The following is a 15,943-nucleotide window of genomic DNA, read 5'->3' on the forward strand; positions in this document are numbered from 1 at the left end:
CTTATTTTACAACCGCCCTGATAATCTTGTTTTTTAACAGGCAGAATATAAATATCACAGCACAGATCACGGTTACTATGATGCTTGGCATACGTACCGCGTCGTTCGTTCCGGATGTCAGTATATATCCGATGGACCAGCTTAATATCTGCACGTCTCCCACTGCCAGAATCATAATAGCCAGTGACACAATTCCAAAGGATGCGCTTGTCAGCAGCAGAACCAGCCAGATGAAGTTCAGTCCGTTATTGTGAATCAGTTCGTTCGCTTTTTTCCCTGTTACTTTACTCATTGTCATCCTCCTTTTTCTTGTTGCAGCACCACGCCCTGAACGGCAGGCACATAAAGAGCGCGATCATTCCAGCGGCCAGTATGGCATCTCCCAGAATCCAGAACCACATCCAGTTTGAGAATCCGCCTTCGTATGTATACATATTCGGTGCCTCGCTGTTTGCATATACATACAGGATATTCTTTGCTGATTCTCTCATTTTTGTTACACCAAAACCGCTCTTCAATGTGGCAGACGTAAAGCCGCAGTCACCGCTGGCTTTTGTCAGCATCATGTCATTTCCAGCCCGGAGTGCATAGTCAGGGAGCATGTAATAGGAACCTCCCGGTCCTACACCATCTGTGATCACCTTCCCCTTCATCCCCCACTCATCACGTGGAAGTACGGTACATAATGCATAAGTTGCACCACTCCATGAGGTTCCGATTCGTCCCAGTTCCGTCATAAGTCCGGTACATTCCCCTTGTTTCACTGCGAGTTCAAAAGGTCTTGCATACACCTCGCGAAGTGCCTGTTCATTGCACCAGTTTGCGACACCATCCCGGTTAGTATCCTGTGTATTCAGCAGGTAATGTTTCGCATATACATATACGCCCTGCCCCTGAAGCCCTGACACTTCTGCTGCCGCAAACATACCGGCATGGGTCGGGTCTTCTGAAAAGTATTCAAAGTTTCTTCCACCGAATGGAGAACGGTGTGTATTCATCGCAGGGGCATACAAACCGGCAATTCCCCAGTTGATTGCTTCCTGCCCATAGATGCTGCCCATTTTTTCAACGAGCTCCACATTCCATGTCATGCCCATCAGGACTTCTGATACATATGTGTTCATTTTCAGTCCAAGATCATTAAAGCTGAATCCATTTAATCCCTGGGGGCCATCGATGTCGACCGTCTCTGGTTTTTCTATGGAGTCTATCTGCGGGGTGGACCACCCGGAATTTCCGCACAGTACTGTCAGCTCATCTAACGTAAGCTGGTCCATAAGGTCTTCCCACTTCTCATCGTCATAGTCCAGACCGATCATGTCATTGATCGTCAATCCGTTGTCCGCCCCAAGTACAGGCATTTCCACGGAATCATCATCCATATCCATAACTGAAGATCCGGGGCCGTTAGCCTCTAATCTTGCCTTGACTTCCTCAGGAACAGAAGTCGGGTTCAGACGTCTTTCCACCTTCGGAAATGTTCCGGCAAAATCTGCACGGCTTAAATAGGTCATGTTTGTCTCCAGTGTTGCTGCGTCCTGAAATTCATCCTGCACTACAGCCGCCGTTTCATCTGTAGATCTCTTGCCGTCGTTTTCCTCGTTGTAAATAATCTGTCCGGCCAGATCATAAGTAAAGCTCTGTCCTTCCTTTACTGTATGTGCATCTGTACGCAGTGTAAATGTATAAGTACCTTCATCCATCACATAACATCCATTTCCTTTTTCATCAAAGGATGCCATATCATCGAATACCATTGTCAGTTCCAGTGTCTGGGACTCACCCGGCTGAAGTTCATCTGTCTTGGCAAACGCTCCCAGATTTACTGCCGATTTCTCAATTCCGCCCTTTGTATACGGTGCGCTGTAGTATAATTGGACGACATCTTTGCCGGCCGTATCCCCTGTATTGGTTACTTCCACCTTGCAGGTAATATTGCCCCCCTGCCCGTCAACCTGTGAATCTATAAGTTTCCAGTCGAAGGTGGTATAGCTTAGTCCATATCCGAACGGATACTGTACGATGCTGTCATAGTTTTTATAATCATAGGTTGTATCCCCGACTGTAACCACAGTGCCGTCCACTGCTGCCGTCTCATACCAGCGGTAGCCTGTATAAATATTTTCCTCGAAATAGAAATATTTATTGGACATATTTGTATCATAGTCCGTGTAAGTGCAGTCTCCCATATTATAATAGGAAGGAGCACTCTTTAAATCGTATGCATAGGTATCAACCAGATGGCCGCTCGGATTCACGGTTCCCATCAGAACATCGGCAACACCTCTCAGGCCGGTTGCCCCCGGTCCCGCGATCTGAAGTGCCGCGTCAATCCCTTCGTCTTCGAGAAAACCAAGTTCCATTGCATGAGAGGAATTAATCAATACGATTACATTTTCGAAGTTTCCTTTCACCAGATCCAGCAATTCCTGCTCACAGCTCTGGATCTCCAGATAGTGTTTCCCTTCGTCACCGCCCACATCTGTATACTCACTCATATCCAGCGGGCAGTCCTGTCCTTCTCCGCCTACACGTGAAAGAACTACTACCGCGGTATTGCTGAATTCCTTTGCTGTATCAATATGTTCGGACACATCCGTACACTTGCTGTCATAAACAGAAAAATCTGCGCCGTCCGGATTAAAGACATCCCACTCCGCGCTTTCCGTGTATTTCCCGGAATAATAATCCCAAAGGTCCTCATTAATCGTAAGCCCTTCATTTTCAAAGGATTCCTTCAAGGTCTCATTCTCCGCACTTCCGCTTGTGGTCCCGCTTCCGGCACCGCCATATACAATATCGACGCTGCGGTACCCGAATACATTGATTTTGTCGGTATCCATCGGAAGTACATTGTCCATATTCTTCAGAAGCGTCACCCCTTCCGATGCTGCTTCCTTCGTAATATCACGTGCCTCATTAAAGGTGGCCGTCTTTTCTTCTTCTGATGCCTCTGAACTGTTTCCCCCGGTCACCTGCTTATTCAGGTTCCAGTAATATGTGATCGTATCTGCATACCGTGTCAGACCGATATTTGCGACGATCATGATAATCATCAGCAGCGACACTGCAATGGAGCCAATGACTCCGAATTTCTTTTTAACAGGATGCATCCATTTTTTCATTGTGTTTCCTCCTCATCCATTTTTTCATTTGCTTTTCCACCCGTTTTTCTCCTTTCTTTACTTGATGAGGAGAGTATATTAAATATAAAGCACATACGCAATATTTCTGACACCAACGGATTTTAGCTGGTACAAAAACAAATTCAGCCGGTACAACTGGTACACATAACGGTATGATTTGCACTTGACAATGACAGATTTTTTTCACCAGAAAAGCAGCATAATCTTCCTTAGAAAATTATGCTGCCTTCATTCTTCATCAGTTCCATATAATAATCCTTCACTTCTGCTGCCTTCCGCCTGCTCATCGGAAGGCTCATCCCATTATCCAGAACCACATCATTCTCTTTAAATACCTGGATGTGTTTATAGTTCACAAGATATCCCTTATGGATACGGATAAAACCATAATCCTTAAATTCTTCCTCCAGCTCCTGCATCTGCTTTCTGACTGCAAGAGGCTTCTCCCGGCCCGCTATATAGAACTGCTGGTATTTCCTGGCCCCCTCAATGAACAAAATATCTTCTATATTGACCGTCTCGGTCTGGTCCTTCAGCTGGAGTACAACCCGGCTCTCCTTTCCGTCTTCCCTCTGATCCAGATACCCGCCGAGGACCTGTGGGATATCTTCCAGAAAATGATTCTTACGGATAAACCCGTATGGGTTAACCCGGAGGGAATCAAACACCTTGTCCTCCCTGCTGGAAACATAGATGATATCGACCTTATTCCTTTGTCCACGCAGCTTCTTTCCAAATGCAATTCCATCCACAACAGGCATATCAATATCCAGAAGAAGCAGATCGAAGGAAACCTCCCTCATCTTCTTTTCCAGACTTTCCGCGTTTATGAAGGTACGGACCTCCCCTTGCACTTTTTTCTCCTGCAGTACCTTCCCAATAGCCTCTCTGATCACATCCAGGGCAAATGTCTCGTCATCACAGACGGCAATTCTCAGTTTTTCCACTCTTACTCTCCCTTTTGCCTTATGGCCGCTTCTTTTTCCATCTGCAGCATCACATCTGCGGTAAATACGGAATCCGTTATCTTGTATTTTACATGACCATGATACTTCTGTGCAATCATATCTACTACTTTTGTCCCGTAACCATGCACTTTTTTATTTCGTTTCGTACTCTCCAGCTTCAGCCGCTCTTTTACGGACATACTGTCGTCCACGGGATTTTTTACGGTAATAAACAGATAAGCTCCCTTTGCCTCCATTTCCAGAGTGATAACCGGCCGGTCGAATTTCCCGGCATCACATGCCTCAATCGCATTGTTCAGGAGATTAAACAAAAGACTACATAACTCTGCGTCTTTAAACGGAAGTCTCTCTGGAATGATAATTCTGGTTTTCAGCGTAATTCCATGCGATCTGGCAGAGGACGCCTCATAATTGGCAATGGTATTCACTACCGTATTGCCACAGTTTACATACTGGTAAAATTCTGCATTCTGGGAAAAACTGTTGTTTAAAAAGTCTTCCAGCTTGTCATACTCTTTCTTCTCAAGTAGTGCCTTCAGGTACATATCATGGTTCTTAATCTCATGGCGGATTGTGCTCATTTCCTCATATATATTTTTGGTGGCCTCATACATCTCATGATCGACCTCCGCCTTTCTCTGCATCGCCACCAATTCCATATTCTGCACATATTCTCTGGAGATCATATAGAACATATAATACCCCAGAAGTTCCAGAAGCCAGAAACTAAGGCTGATAATCACATTGTATGCCACGGTCCCTTTCAACAGTGTTTCAGCCAGCAGGGCATACGCAATCTGTGAGATGCCTGCAAGGGCGGAGATTGCCACCATCAGGATCACTCCCGATTTAGGTGTATAAGAGAAAGACTCCGTTGAAAATCTTTTTAAAAACCATGCCATGAAGAAAAACAGCAGGATACTTAAAATAGCCGTTATCCCCAGATATCCGTATGATGAATATCCAAGGCCGTTAAAAAAATCCCCCCAGGGTTCCGAGATAACTACATTGAGAAATGCCGCCGAATAGTATACGCTGCACATCACGATTCTGGTGGATAGCCGGTACTTACTCCGGAACACGGCATAACACACCAGAAAAACGAGTAAAGAGAGCCAGTCTTTACTCGTTGAACCGATCAGCATATAGATGACGCTGTTCAGCAGAAACATCACGACAGCACATACTGCAGTCTCCGCTGCCTTTTTTAAGGTTCCTTTTATAGAAAGTTTTATATCATTCAGCATCAGGATGGCAGCCGCCATGTAGGCAAGCTGGGTTACTATGTATGATTTTCCGTAGACCTGTTCAATAAAATAAATCTGAAAATATTCTGACATAAACTGGGTGTCCTTTACGGTGATTTTGTTATATCATATACCCTGAATACACCGGCGGTCAACATTTCATCTTATGATTAAAGCCTACAGCCCCAACATTTTTTTGATGCCGCCTTCATTCAGCATCTGAACCGTCTCGAATTTCCCGTCCCGGAATACCGCCCAGTTATTAAAGATTCCGGGTACATTTTTTGCCTTATCCAGACTGTCCACTGCAATCAGATTTAACGGTACATTGTGTCTTTCACATGTATCTTTTACCTGTAAAACACTGTTTTTGATAAACGGGCACTGCATGCCGTAATAGATCGTCAGCTCTTTCTCTTCCGTCTCCATTTTCTTTGCACGCTCAGATAAATGCGGTTTCGTCCCGTCAAACGACAGTGCCAGTAACTCATAGTCACCTGCAGCAGTATCCACTGTTTCAAATCCAAATTTCGCCATAAATTTCTTATCTGTCAGATAAGGCTTTTTCTTTTTGGAGCTGAGTACACAGACCCCCGATTTCCCCTGTGCCTTTGCGTCGCTGATACAATATTCCAACAGTGATTTGGCATACCCGTTCCCTTTGTATGACCCAGATACCCAAAGGCAGTAAATATACAAATAATTAGCTCCATACACCGGGACCCATGCCGTCTCAAGCGGTGCATATTCAATAAATACTTTCCCTTTTGCATCGAGCTTGCGGAAAACATGTCCCTCTGCAAGCCGCTCCTGCAGCCATTGTTTTTTAGCTGCTACGCCGCCCTGATGCTTTTTATCCGCTATTGCACAGCACAGGTGCTCATTCTCAAGATTATCCGCGGTTATATTTACGAATTGTTCGTCCATACCAGTCTCCCTTTGTCTACTTAATTTGATTTGCTGTTATTTTACAACTTCAGTATAATCCATATATGTTGACATCTTATGTCATGGTTTATTTTTTTCGAATATCTTTTTTGCTTCATTTGAGATGACCTCACGCAGATATGCGGGTTCTACTACCTCCACCTGTGCCCCGAAGGAAAGCAGATAGCCTGTAAGCCAGTCATCCTCAGGCATTTCTGCTGCGGCAATAAGCGTCCCATCTTCCTGTTCCTCTATTTCTCCGGGATCAAACTCATCATATACCCGGTATGCCATGTTCTTCGGGAAACGAAGTACGATCTTATTGTAACTAAAATTCTGTGCATCCTCACAATCCGGAAAAGGGACAGGAATGAACCGCCGTCCTGTCGGTTCCAGTTCAATCATACGGTTCAGCTTAAAGATTCGAAAGTCTTCCTTCTCTGTACAATATGCCTTTACATACCATTCTTTTGCTTTATATAGAAGCTTAAGAGGATTGATTTCTCTTTTTGATCTCATACCGGAGGCCCCTGCATAGACGATGGATACTGTCTCATGATTTACAACGGCATCCTTCAGCTTTTCAAATCTGGCGTTATCCTTCGTTTTTCTTCCCCAGCGTGAAAAATCTACTTCAAACCAATTGTCAGACTGAATTTGAAAAAGCGCGGACAGCTTAGTCATCATTTCCTTTTCATAGACATGGTCCAGAACGGACAAGCTTTGTAATGAGGATAATAACTCCTGCTTTTCCTGATCCGATAACAAAGCATGATCAAGTACATAATTATCCAATAAGTAAATTCCGCCGTTCCTTCCTGTCTCAGCATAAACAGGAATCCCCGCATTGCTCAGGGCATCGATATCCCTGTAAATCGTCCTGACCGACACTTCAAACTCCCTTGCCAGCTCCGGCGCTGCTGCATGTCCTTTGCTAAGTAAATAGTATACGATCTTAAACAGCCTGCTTTCATTCATAACATCAATCACCTCCATTTTCTGGGGGTACTCCCTCCAATCTCCAAATGCAGGGAATCCCCCGCAAGAACACTGCATTTTCTATTAAGCTATAAAATACATTATAGCAGATAAACCATGACATAGTATGTCAAGTTTAATTACATCTTCCGCCATTGGTGCTCCATCCCGCGAATTGATACGCTGCCCCCGTTTAGAGCCCTCCCCAGTGGGCATGCTATCCCTGCCGGCCGGATGCAGCAGCTGAAAAACCGGGAAGCCAGCCCCATGCCGGGGGCACCTGTGCTGTTTTAAAAGTCCTAAAGTTTACGTTAGAGGTCCTTAAGACAAAAACAGAAAAAATGACGGGCAGAATTTGACGTTTCACGGCAAATTCTGAAGCGACTTAAAACCCGAAATTATCAAATTTCGGGTTGCATGTCGCTGAACCGACATTTTCTCTGTTTTTGTCTTTAGGAGCTCTTACGTAAATGATGTGGACTTTAAAACAGCACAGGTGTCCCCGGCGTGGGGCTGGCTTCCCGGTTTTTCAGCGTCCCCTTTCCCAGCCAAGACTAAAGCTTGCCAACTAACTCCAAATTTATTTTCCTAATTCTTCTTCGATCCTCAATAACTGGTTGTATTTAGCAACACGCTCTGTCCTGCAGGGCGCCCCGGTCTTAATCTGCCCGGTATTAAATGCGACCGCTATATCTGCTATTGTTGTGTCTTCTGTTTCCCCTGAGCGATGGGATATGATCGCCTTGTATCCGGCTTTCTGTGCCATTTCGATCGCTTCAATTGCCTCCGTGAGTGTTCCAATCTGGTTTACTTTCACCAGAATTGCATTGGCAACACTCTGTTCAATCCCTTTTTTCAGTCTCTCCACATTTGTGACAAACAGGTCATCCCCGACCAGCTGTATCTCATTCCCCAGCCTCGTAGTAAGGAGTTCCCAGCCGTCCCAGTCTTCCTCATCAAGAGGGTCTTCAATCGAACGGATCGGGAATTCCAGTGATAAGTCTTCATAATACTCGATCAGTTCCTCTGCAGAACGGATAATTTTCTGTCCCTGCATCTTACTCTCACCGGGAAATTCGTATTTTTTATAGTCCTTGTTATACAGCTCGGATGCCGCAACGTCGAGGGCAATCGCAATATCTTCCCCCATTTTGTAACCAGCCTTTGTTACAGCCTCACTGATAAACCGAAGGGCTTCTTTTGCATTCGGCAGGTCCGGTGCAAAACCTCCTTCATCGCCTACTGCCGTGCTCAGTCCGTTTTCTTTCAGCAGGTTCTTCAATGAATGGTAAATCTCCGCACACATGCGGAGTCCTTCCTTAAAGCAGCATGCTCCGACAGGCATGATCATAAACTCCTGAATATCCAGTGTATTATCCGCATGTGCCCCCCCGTTTAAGATATTCATCATCGGCACCGGAAGCTTGTGTGCATTAACGCCGCCGAGATAACGGTACAGCGGTACTTTCAATGCATTTGCCGCTGCTCTTGCGGCCGCCAGAGATACACCGAGGAGCGCATTCGCACCAAGGTTCTTTTTATTCTTGCTTCCATCCGCTTTGATCAGAACCTTGTCGAGAGCCGTCTGGTTAAACACGTTCATCCCGATAACCGCCCTGGCGAGCTGGTCATTCACATGTTCTACAGCACGCTGCACGCCTTTCCCTCCATAGCGGTCTTCATTGTCACGAAGCTCCACAGCCTCATACATTCCTGTCGATGCCCCGGACGGGACTGCGGCGCGTCCCACAGTGTCCTCACCGACCAGCACTTCTACTTCTATCGTAGGATTCCCTCTGGAATCAATAATTTCTCTTGCGTAAACATCCCGAATCGCTAAATACTGATACATAGATTTATTTCCTCCTGCTTCCTCATAATCCAGTGTTAGTATTTCCAATTATCTTTTCTTAATGCGTTGACTTTTGATATTCACGGCGTTACAATGCGGTTAGGTTTACAGGGGATGCAATGGCTCCCCGAAATAATGTATATAGTGGGGATTATACAAATGAACGGAAAAGTGAAACATTTTCTATTATTAACAGGCAGTACACTGATCATGTCTGTCGGAACCTATTTTTTTAAGTTTACAAACAATTTTACGTTCGGAGGCATAACAGGTCTCGCTGTCCTGGTTGCCAAGACCGGATTCATGTCTGCCAGTGACTTTACATTTGTCATGAATATGATATTGTTGGTCATTGGCTTTCTTGTGTTAGGAAAGAAATTTGCCGCAAAAACTGCATACTGCAGTATTCTTCTCTCCGTCACACTGTCTGTTCTCGAGCGTGTCTATCCGATGTCACACCCATTGACCGACCAGCCCATGCTGGAGCTGTGTTTTGCAATCGCACTTCCTTCTCTGGGATCTGCAATTTTATTTAATATTGGTTCTTCCAGCGGAGGTACCGATATCATTGCCATGATCCTGAAAAAGTATTCCAGCTTTGATATCGGCCGCGCACTTCTCGTAACTGATATCCTGATTACTGTGGCGGGCTGCTTTATGTTTGACATTAAAACAGGGCTGTATTCCTTCCTCGGCCTTGCAATTCGCTCGTTCATGATCGATAACTTTATTGAAAGCTTTAACCTTTCTAAATATTTTAATGTAGTCTGCGATACACCTGAGCCAATCTGTGACTTCATCGTCCATACACTTGGCCGCAGTGCCACCGTATGCCTGGCACAGGGTGCATTTTCCGGTAAAGATAAGTATATCATCTTTACCGCGCTCAACCGGCCGCAGGCTATAAAGCTTCGTAACTTCATCAAGGAAAACCAGCCGGAAGCATTTATCCTCATATCCAATACGAGTGAAATTATCGGAAAAGGATTTCATAGTATATAAGGATACAAAACGACTCAACATATTTGAATTAAAGGAGATTTTTAATGAAGCATCTAGTAATAGCTGAAAAACCATCTGTAGCGAGGGACATAGCACGTGTTCTCCACTGTACGAAAAAAACGAACTCTTATATAGAAGGAACGGATTATATTGTAACATGGGCGCTCGGCCACCTTGTCACGCTTGCGGACCCGGAACAATACGGCGAGCAGTATAAAACATGGAATATGGACACGCTCCCCATGCTGCCCAAAGACTGGAAGCTGGTAGTCATCAAACAGACCGGGAAGCAGTATACTGCAGTCAAGGAACTGATCTACAGAAAAGACGTCTCTGATATCATTATTGCAACAGATGCCGGCCGCGAGGGCGAACTTGTTGCCCGCTGGATTCTGGACAAAGCAGGGAACAAAAAGCCACTGAAGCGTCTCTGGATTTCCTCAGTCACGGATAAAGCCATCCGTGAGGGTTTTGCGCATTTAAAGCCCGGTAAGGAATACTATAATCTCTATAAAGCCGCTGTTGCCAGAGCACAGTCTGACTGGGTTGTAGGCATCAATGCCACCCGTGCCCTGACCTGTAAATATAATGCACAGTTATCCTGTGGACGGGTGCAGACGCCGACGCTTGCCATGATTGCGGCGCGGGAGGAAGAAATACGCAGTTTCAAACCCAAAACATTTTACGGAATGAAGGCACTGGCAAAGGGAATCAGCTTTGTATGGATCGACGCACAATCCGGTTCCCAAAGAACATTTGACCGTGACCGCATCCAGAATCTTTATAAACAGCTCAGTGGCCCGCTTCTTATCGTGGAAGTCAACAAAAAGCAGAAGAAATCCTTCTCCCCCGCCCTTTACGACCTGACCACCCTGCAGAGGGAGGCGAACCAGCATTTCGGATTTTCCGCAAAGGAAACGCTCAATATTATGCAGCGTCTCTATGAAAACCATAAGGTGCTCACCTATCCACGTACGGATTCACGATATCTGACAAGTGACATGGTGGGAACGTTAAATGAGCGCTTAAAGGCGTGCGCTGTAGGCCCGTACGGCAGACTGGCCGGAAGACTTTCCATGAAGCCGGTCAAAGCCGACAAATCTTTCGTCGATAATGCAAAGGTATCCGACCACCACGCAATCATCCCGACAGAGCAATTCGTCCAGCTCGACCATATGACAAACGAAGAACGAAAAATATACGACATGGTCGTGAGGCGTTTCCTCGCCGTCCTTTCACCGGCCTGTGAGTATGAAGAAACCGTGATAAAAGGAACTATCGGATCGGAAACATTTACTGCGAAGGGAAATATCATAAAGCAGCACGGCTGGAGGGAGGTTTATGAATCCGGTTATGAAGATCCTGACGATGACGATGCAGAGGATTCTTTTGTGAAACAGACACTCCCTGAAGTAAAAAAAGGAGATACCCTCGATGTGACGAGCCTGACAGTGACGGAAGGCAAGACCAAACCGCCTGCATATTTTACAGAGGGCACCCTGATTAGTGCTATGGAAAATCCGGTAAAATATATGGAGCGTAAAGACAAAACACTCATCCGTACACTTGGGGAGACCGGAGGACTTGGAACCGTCGCCACCCGCGCTGATATTATTGAAAAGCTGTTCAACAGCTTCCTGATGGAGAAGAAGGGAAATGAGATCCATATAACGTCAAAAGGAAAACAGCTTCTGGATCTCGTACCCGCAGACCTCAAGAGCCCGGAACTTACTGCGGACTGGGAGCTTAAGCTTCAGGCGATTGCGAAAGGAAAAGTGTCCGGCCAGGATTTCATGAACGAAATCGAAGGCTATACAAAAAGGCTCATACAGGAAATCAAGACCGCCGAGGGCCGGTTCCGCCACGATAATCTGACACGCACCAAATGCCCGGAGTGCGGCAAATACATGCTCGAAGTCAATGGAAAACACGGAAAGATGCTTGTCTGCCAGGACCGTGAATGTGGACACAGGGAAACCATTTCCAGACATACCAATGCCCGCTGTCCCGTCTGCCACAAGAAGATGGAGCTTACAGGCAAGGGGGATGGCCAGCGTTTCATCTGCTCCTGCGGGCACAAAGAAAAGCTCAGCGCTTTTCAGGAACGCCGGAGCAAAGAAGGAAAAGGTGCGAATAAGAAAGATGTGAATAACTATTTGAAAAAACAGGCAAAAGAAGCTCAGGAACCGATTAATAATGCATTTGCGGACGCATTTTCCAAATTTGATATAAAATTTTAGTTATGGCCTTTATGAAAAAAATCCGCGTACGCCCTTTGCCGGCCCGTACGCGGATTTTTTGTTTATAGAATTAGTGGAAGAAATGATCCCCGATCTGAATTCCCCAGTCTCCGTTTCCGAAGTAAAGGCAGTCCCCGATCGGATTCGCTCCTGCAATCGCATCTGCTGCTGCCTGCATTGCAGTGTCAGTATATCCGCCACTTGCAAGCACACTGTCCAGCCAGCCCGTCATAGCCGGTCCAAACTGTCCTGACTGATATATGACTTCAGCAACACTGTTCGGATACACACCGCTTCTCACGCGGTTCATAATAACGGCTCCAACAGCAACCTGTCCGTCATACGGCTGGTTTCCCGCCTCACAAAAGATAATGGATGCCAGAAGCTCCTGATCCCCCGCCGCAACCGGCATGGCTGACGCCTCTGCCGCCGCAGAGATCGCCGCTTCTTCCTCCGCCGCTCTCTGGGCCTCTTCCGCTGCCCGCTGGGCCTCCTCGGCAGCACGCTGTGCCTCCGCCGCGATTCTTTCCTGCTCTTCTTTTATCCTGCGCTGTTCCGCATCATAAGCTGTTTTTGCATCTGTTGCAGCCTTTTTCGTATCTTTCATCTCCAATGCTGGAATCCTGCCAATTGCTTCTGTATTCTCCCCTTTATCTACAGTATCAATTGTAAACGCTTCCGGCATCGAAGAAGCCGCCTGCGTTGTAAACCCGGCAGTAAACATCGTGCATACGGTAACCGCCGACAATACCTTTATAAATTTTTTTCCCTGTAACATATTTATACCCTCCTGATTTGTTGCAATATCTTTACGTGTTTGTAATAAGCTTGTAATAAAATATATGCTTATCATTTCAAACTTATTACAGATATTACAAATTTGTTACAAAACGCATTCTACTACAAAAAATCAGATCTGTCAACTTTTTTATTTCCTTTTATTCCACCCAATAAATTCCTGCGGTCCGGCACGAAAAAAATGAGAATATTCTGAAAATGGAGTGCAAAGGGGTCAGACCCCTTTGCACTCCATTTTCAGAATATTCTCATTTTTAGTCAATCACCAGCACTTCCAGAAGCTCACTCATATTCCGAATGGCCGCATCTGCCCCTGCTTCTTTATATGTCTTTTCCACAGTTCTAACAAGACTGTCTTTCTCACTCTGGGGAAGTCTTTCGTATTCCTCCTGCGTGAGTCCCATTTCTGAGCTTCCTTCGATCACTCCAATAGTAAATACCCCCGCATTTTTTCCTTCTTTGATGTCGGATACGGTATCCCCTACTTTTACTACATTAGCTGTGGATGTGATTCTAAGAACCTCCATGTTTTTAAATATCATGTAAGGATAAGGCCTTCCGGCATTTCCCACAGAATTTGGTGAAAACCAGGCATCCGGCTCGTAGCCTTCCTCTTTTGCCTTTGGCACAACAACCGCCATCATTTCGTCGGTATAGCCTGTTGTTGAACCGATCTTAATGCCCTTCTCACGCAGCTTAGCCACAGTCTCCAGAACATATGGCTTTGGCTTTGCGAACTGGTCCAGAATCCCCATCAGATTTTCTTCAAAGGACTCGTACAGCCTGTCTATATCAGGCTCCCCCGGCTCCTGCCCGTATTTTTCAATCCACTGCTCCCGGATTCTTGGCATCGCCAGCATTGTTTTAATGTGATCCCTTTTCAGCATCCCCATCGGCTTTCTTACCTCTTCCATCGTAGGTTCGATTCCCGCTTTGCGGAATACTTCCACAAAAGCCTGTACCGGCGCAAAACAACCGTAGTCTACCGTGGTACCGGCCCAGTCAAATATGACTGCCTCAATTTTTCTGTTCATTACGTATCTCCTTGTTTTACTCATTATTTTCCTTTAAAAATTGTGTAAGAATTTCGATTAATTTCAAAATATCCTCTTCATAAATTTCACCGATATTACCGATACGGAAAGTCTCGGCTTCTGTCACTTTCCCCGGATAAATGGCGTACCCGCGGTCTTTGATGTAGGTATACATGTCACTAAATGAAAATTTATGATTCTCCGGATAGAAAAATGTCGTAATGATCGGCCCCTGATGTTCTGCTTCTATATAAGGATGTATTCCCAGTTCTGCCATTTTTTCAATAAGAAGTTTGTTATTATCCGTATACCTCTTATTTCTCGCCGGAATGCCGCCCTCTTCTTCCATTTCTTTAAGTGCCTGTGAAAATGCAAGTACAACATGTGTTGGTGATGTAAATCTCCATTTTCCGTCTCTGTCCATCGTCGCCCACTGGTCATACAGATCCAGTGAAAGACTCCTCGCCTTACCTTTACTCTCGACCAGTTTTTGTTTATTGGCGATGATGAATGAAAATCCCGGCACACCCTGAATACATTTATTCGCGCTGCTGACGATAAAATCAATTCCCCATTCCCCAACAGGGATATCCACACCGCCAAAACTACTCATTGCATCGACGATCATGGTTCTGTTTCTTTCCTTAACAACCTTTGATACAGCCTCAATATCATTGAGAATCCCGGATGTTGTTTCACTGTGAACCATAGATACATGTGTAATGTCCGGATTCTGATCAAGTATTTCCGCAATTTCCTGCGCATCCGGCACTTTATAGTATACCTCATGATGAATCATATACGGGATTCCTGCGTGCTTCGCGATATCTTCCATCCGCTCGCCATAAGCACCGTTTGCTATGATAAGCAGCTTATCCTCATCTCCGACAACACTGGTCAGCACAGACTCCACGCCAAAAGTACCACTTCCCTGCATCAGCACTACTGTGTAATCCTCTTCCGATACGTGCGCAAGTTCAAGCAGCATCCTTCTAATCTCAAGTGTAATTACTTTATAATCATCATCCCAGGTACAGTGGTCAAAAAGCATCTCCTCCTTTACGGTATTTGTGGTCGTCAGCGGTCCCGGCGTCAGTAACTTATAATTCTTCATAATGTAAAAATTCTCCTCTCAATCTTTCTCCGGCCTGTAGCATCCGTTATAAATAGCATTGAAATTATAGCAATATCAGTATTAAGAAACAATCAAATACAGTTCAAACTTCGGTTAAACAAATGTAAATTTACAGATTATTCCCTCCGCTTCCCACTGAATTCTTCTGCTGTAATCTTAATGACTGACACAATTGATACGAGTCGTTCGTTAAATTCGAAGTCCTTTCCTGTCTGGCACTTCATTAATATGCTGAGTGCCTTGATTTTTTCTGCGGGATCATCTATGATCTCCGCCTTTCCCTGTCCGACAATACTGGCATAGCGAAAGCCATACTGGCATGCAACTCTTCCTTCGATCAGCTCATGGTCGCAGTCCAGTTCAAATCCTACTTTTTGATTTTTCTGAAGCAGGTCCAGTTTCTTTCCTTCCAGAGCGGCGTGGAGATAGAAGATCAATTCTTTTCCCTCATATGTATATCCGAAGTTCATTGGAAGGAGATAGATTCCATCCTCATCATACATCGCGATTCGTATCACCTTGCATGTATCCAGTACATGCAGCATCTCCTCCCGTGTTTCTATCTCTCTGTCTCTTCTTTTCATTCGCGGCATATCTTTTGTCCTCCTTTTTAATC

General features: G+C 45.3%; 13 protein-coding genes. 2 read left to right on the forward strand and 11 right to left on the reverse strand.

The genetic code is table 11. From position 1 onward, the window contains the following. Position 1: 1 nt before the first annotated feature. From DWX43_RS21455 to eno, 7 genes are all read right to left on the reverse strand, one after another. Positions 2-292: a hypothetical protein gene (locus tag DWX43_RS21455; protein WP_109731307.1), complete on the reverse strand. Its 291-nt coding sequence runs from the start codon at positions 290-292 to the stop codon at positions 2-4. Further along, positions 285-3,125 carry a glycoside hydrolase family 3 C-terminal domain-containing protein gene (locus tag DWX43_RS21460; protein WP_118621797.1) on the reverse strand — a complete coding sequence of 947 codons (2,841 nt, stop codon included), beginning with the start codon at positions 3,123-3,125 and terminating at the stop codon, positions 285-287. Before DWX43_RS21460 ends, DWX43_RS21455 begins: the two co-directional genes overlap by 8 nt. 230 nt (positions 3,126-3,355) lie before the next feature. Continuing rightward, positions 3,356-4,093 carry a LytTR family DNA-binding domain-containing protein gene (locus DWX43_RS21465; protein WP_118621798.1) on the reverse strand — a complete coding sequence of 246 codons (738 nt, stop codon included), beginning with the start codon at positions 4,091-4,093 and terminating at the stop codon, positions 3,356-3,358. Positions 4,094-4,095: 2 nt separating this feature from the next. Then, a complete protein-coding gene (locus DWX43_RS21470) occupies positions 4,096-5,454 on the reverse strand; it encodes a sensor histidine kinase (protein ID WP_118621799.1) in 1,359 nt (452 codons plus the stop codon). Positions 5,455-5,538: 84 nt separating this feature from the next. Beyond that, complete coding sequence (locus DWX43_RS21475) at positions 5,539-6,288, reverse strand: N-acetyltransferase (protein WP_118621800.1); 750 nt, start codon at positions 6,286-6,288, stop codon at positions 5,539-5,541. Positions 6,289-6,369: 81 nt separating this feature from the next. After that, positions 6,370-7,284: a YafY family protein gene (locus tag DWX43_RS21480; protein ID WP_330582300.1), complete on the reverse strand. Its 915-nt coding sequence runs from the start codon at positions 7,282-7,284 to the stop codon at positions 6,370-6,372. A gap of 562 nt (positions 7,285-7,846) precedes the next feature. Then, complete coding sequence (gene eno / locus DWX43_RS21485) at positions 7,847-9,118, reverse strand: phosphopyruvate hydratase (RefSeq protein WP_118621801.1); 1,272 nt, start codon at positions 9,116-9,118, stop codon at positions 7,847-7,849. Positions 9,119-9,277: 159 nt separating this feature from the next. Between eno and DWX43_RS21490 the strand changes: the two genes are divergently transcribed. Next, positions 9,278-10,120: a YitT family protein gene (locus DWX43_RS21490; RefSeq protein ID WP_109731313.1), complete on the forward strand. Its 843-nt coding sequence runs from the start codon at positions 9,278-9,280 to the stop codon at positions 10,118-10,120. A gap of 44 nt (positions 10,121-10,164) precedes the next feature. After that, positions 10,165-12,360 carry a DNA topoisomerase III gene (locus DWX43_RS21495; protein WP_118621802.1) on the forward strand — a complete coding sequence of 732 codons (2,196 nt, stop codon included), beginning with the start codon at positions 10,165-10,167 and terminating at the stop codon, positions 12,358-12,360. Between the two features lie 70 nt (positions 12,361-12,430). On the opposite strand, the gene DWX43_RS21500 is transcribed toward DWX43_RS21495, so the two are convergent. The 4 genes from DWX43_RS21500 to DWX43_RS21515 all read right to left on the reverse strand — a co-directional run bounded on the left by DWX43_RS21500 (position 12,431) and on the right by DWX43_RS21515 (position 15,920). Next, positions 12,431-13,138 carry a cell wall hydrolase gene (locus DWX43_RS21500; protein ID WP_118621803.1) on the reverse strand — a complete coding sequence of 236 codons (708 nt, stop codon included), beginning with the start codon at positions 13,136-13,138 and terminating at the stop codon, positions 12,431-12,433. 274 nt (positions 13,139-13,412) lie between these two features. After that, complete coding sequence (phnX, locus tag DWX43_RS21505; protein ID WP_118621804.1) at positions 13,413-14,192, reverse strand: phosphonoacetaldehyde hydrolase; 780 nt, start codon at positions 14,190-14,192, stop codon at positions 13,413-13,415. 16 nt (positions 14,193-14,208) lie between these two features. Beyond that, a complete protein-coding gene (locus DWX43_RS21510; RefSeq protein WP_118621805.1) occupies positions 14,209-15,306 on the reverse strand; it encodes a 2-aminoethylphosphonate--pyruvate transaminase in 1,098 nt (365 codons plus the stop codon). A 137-nt stretch (positions 15,307-15,443) separates the two neighbouring features. Continuing rightward, the gene (locus tag DWX43_RS21515) at positions 15,444-15,920 is read right to left on the reverse strand and encodes a pyridoxamine 5'-phosphate oxidase family protein (protein WP_109731318.1); all 477 of its coding nucleotides are present in this window, start codon (positions 15,918-15,920) and stop codon (positions 15,444-15,446) included. Positions 15,921-15,943 lie beyond the last annotated feature (23 nt).

The sequence above is a fragment of the Clostridium sp. AF19-22AC genome (assembly GCF_003479085.1).
GTDB lineage: Bacteria > Bacillota > Clostridia > Lachnospirales > Lachnospiraceae > Faecalicatena_A > Faecalicatena_A orotica.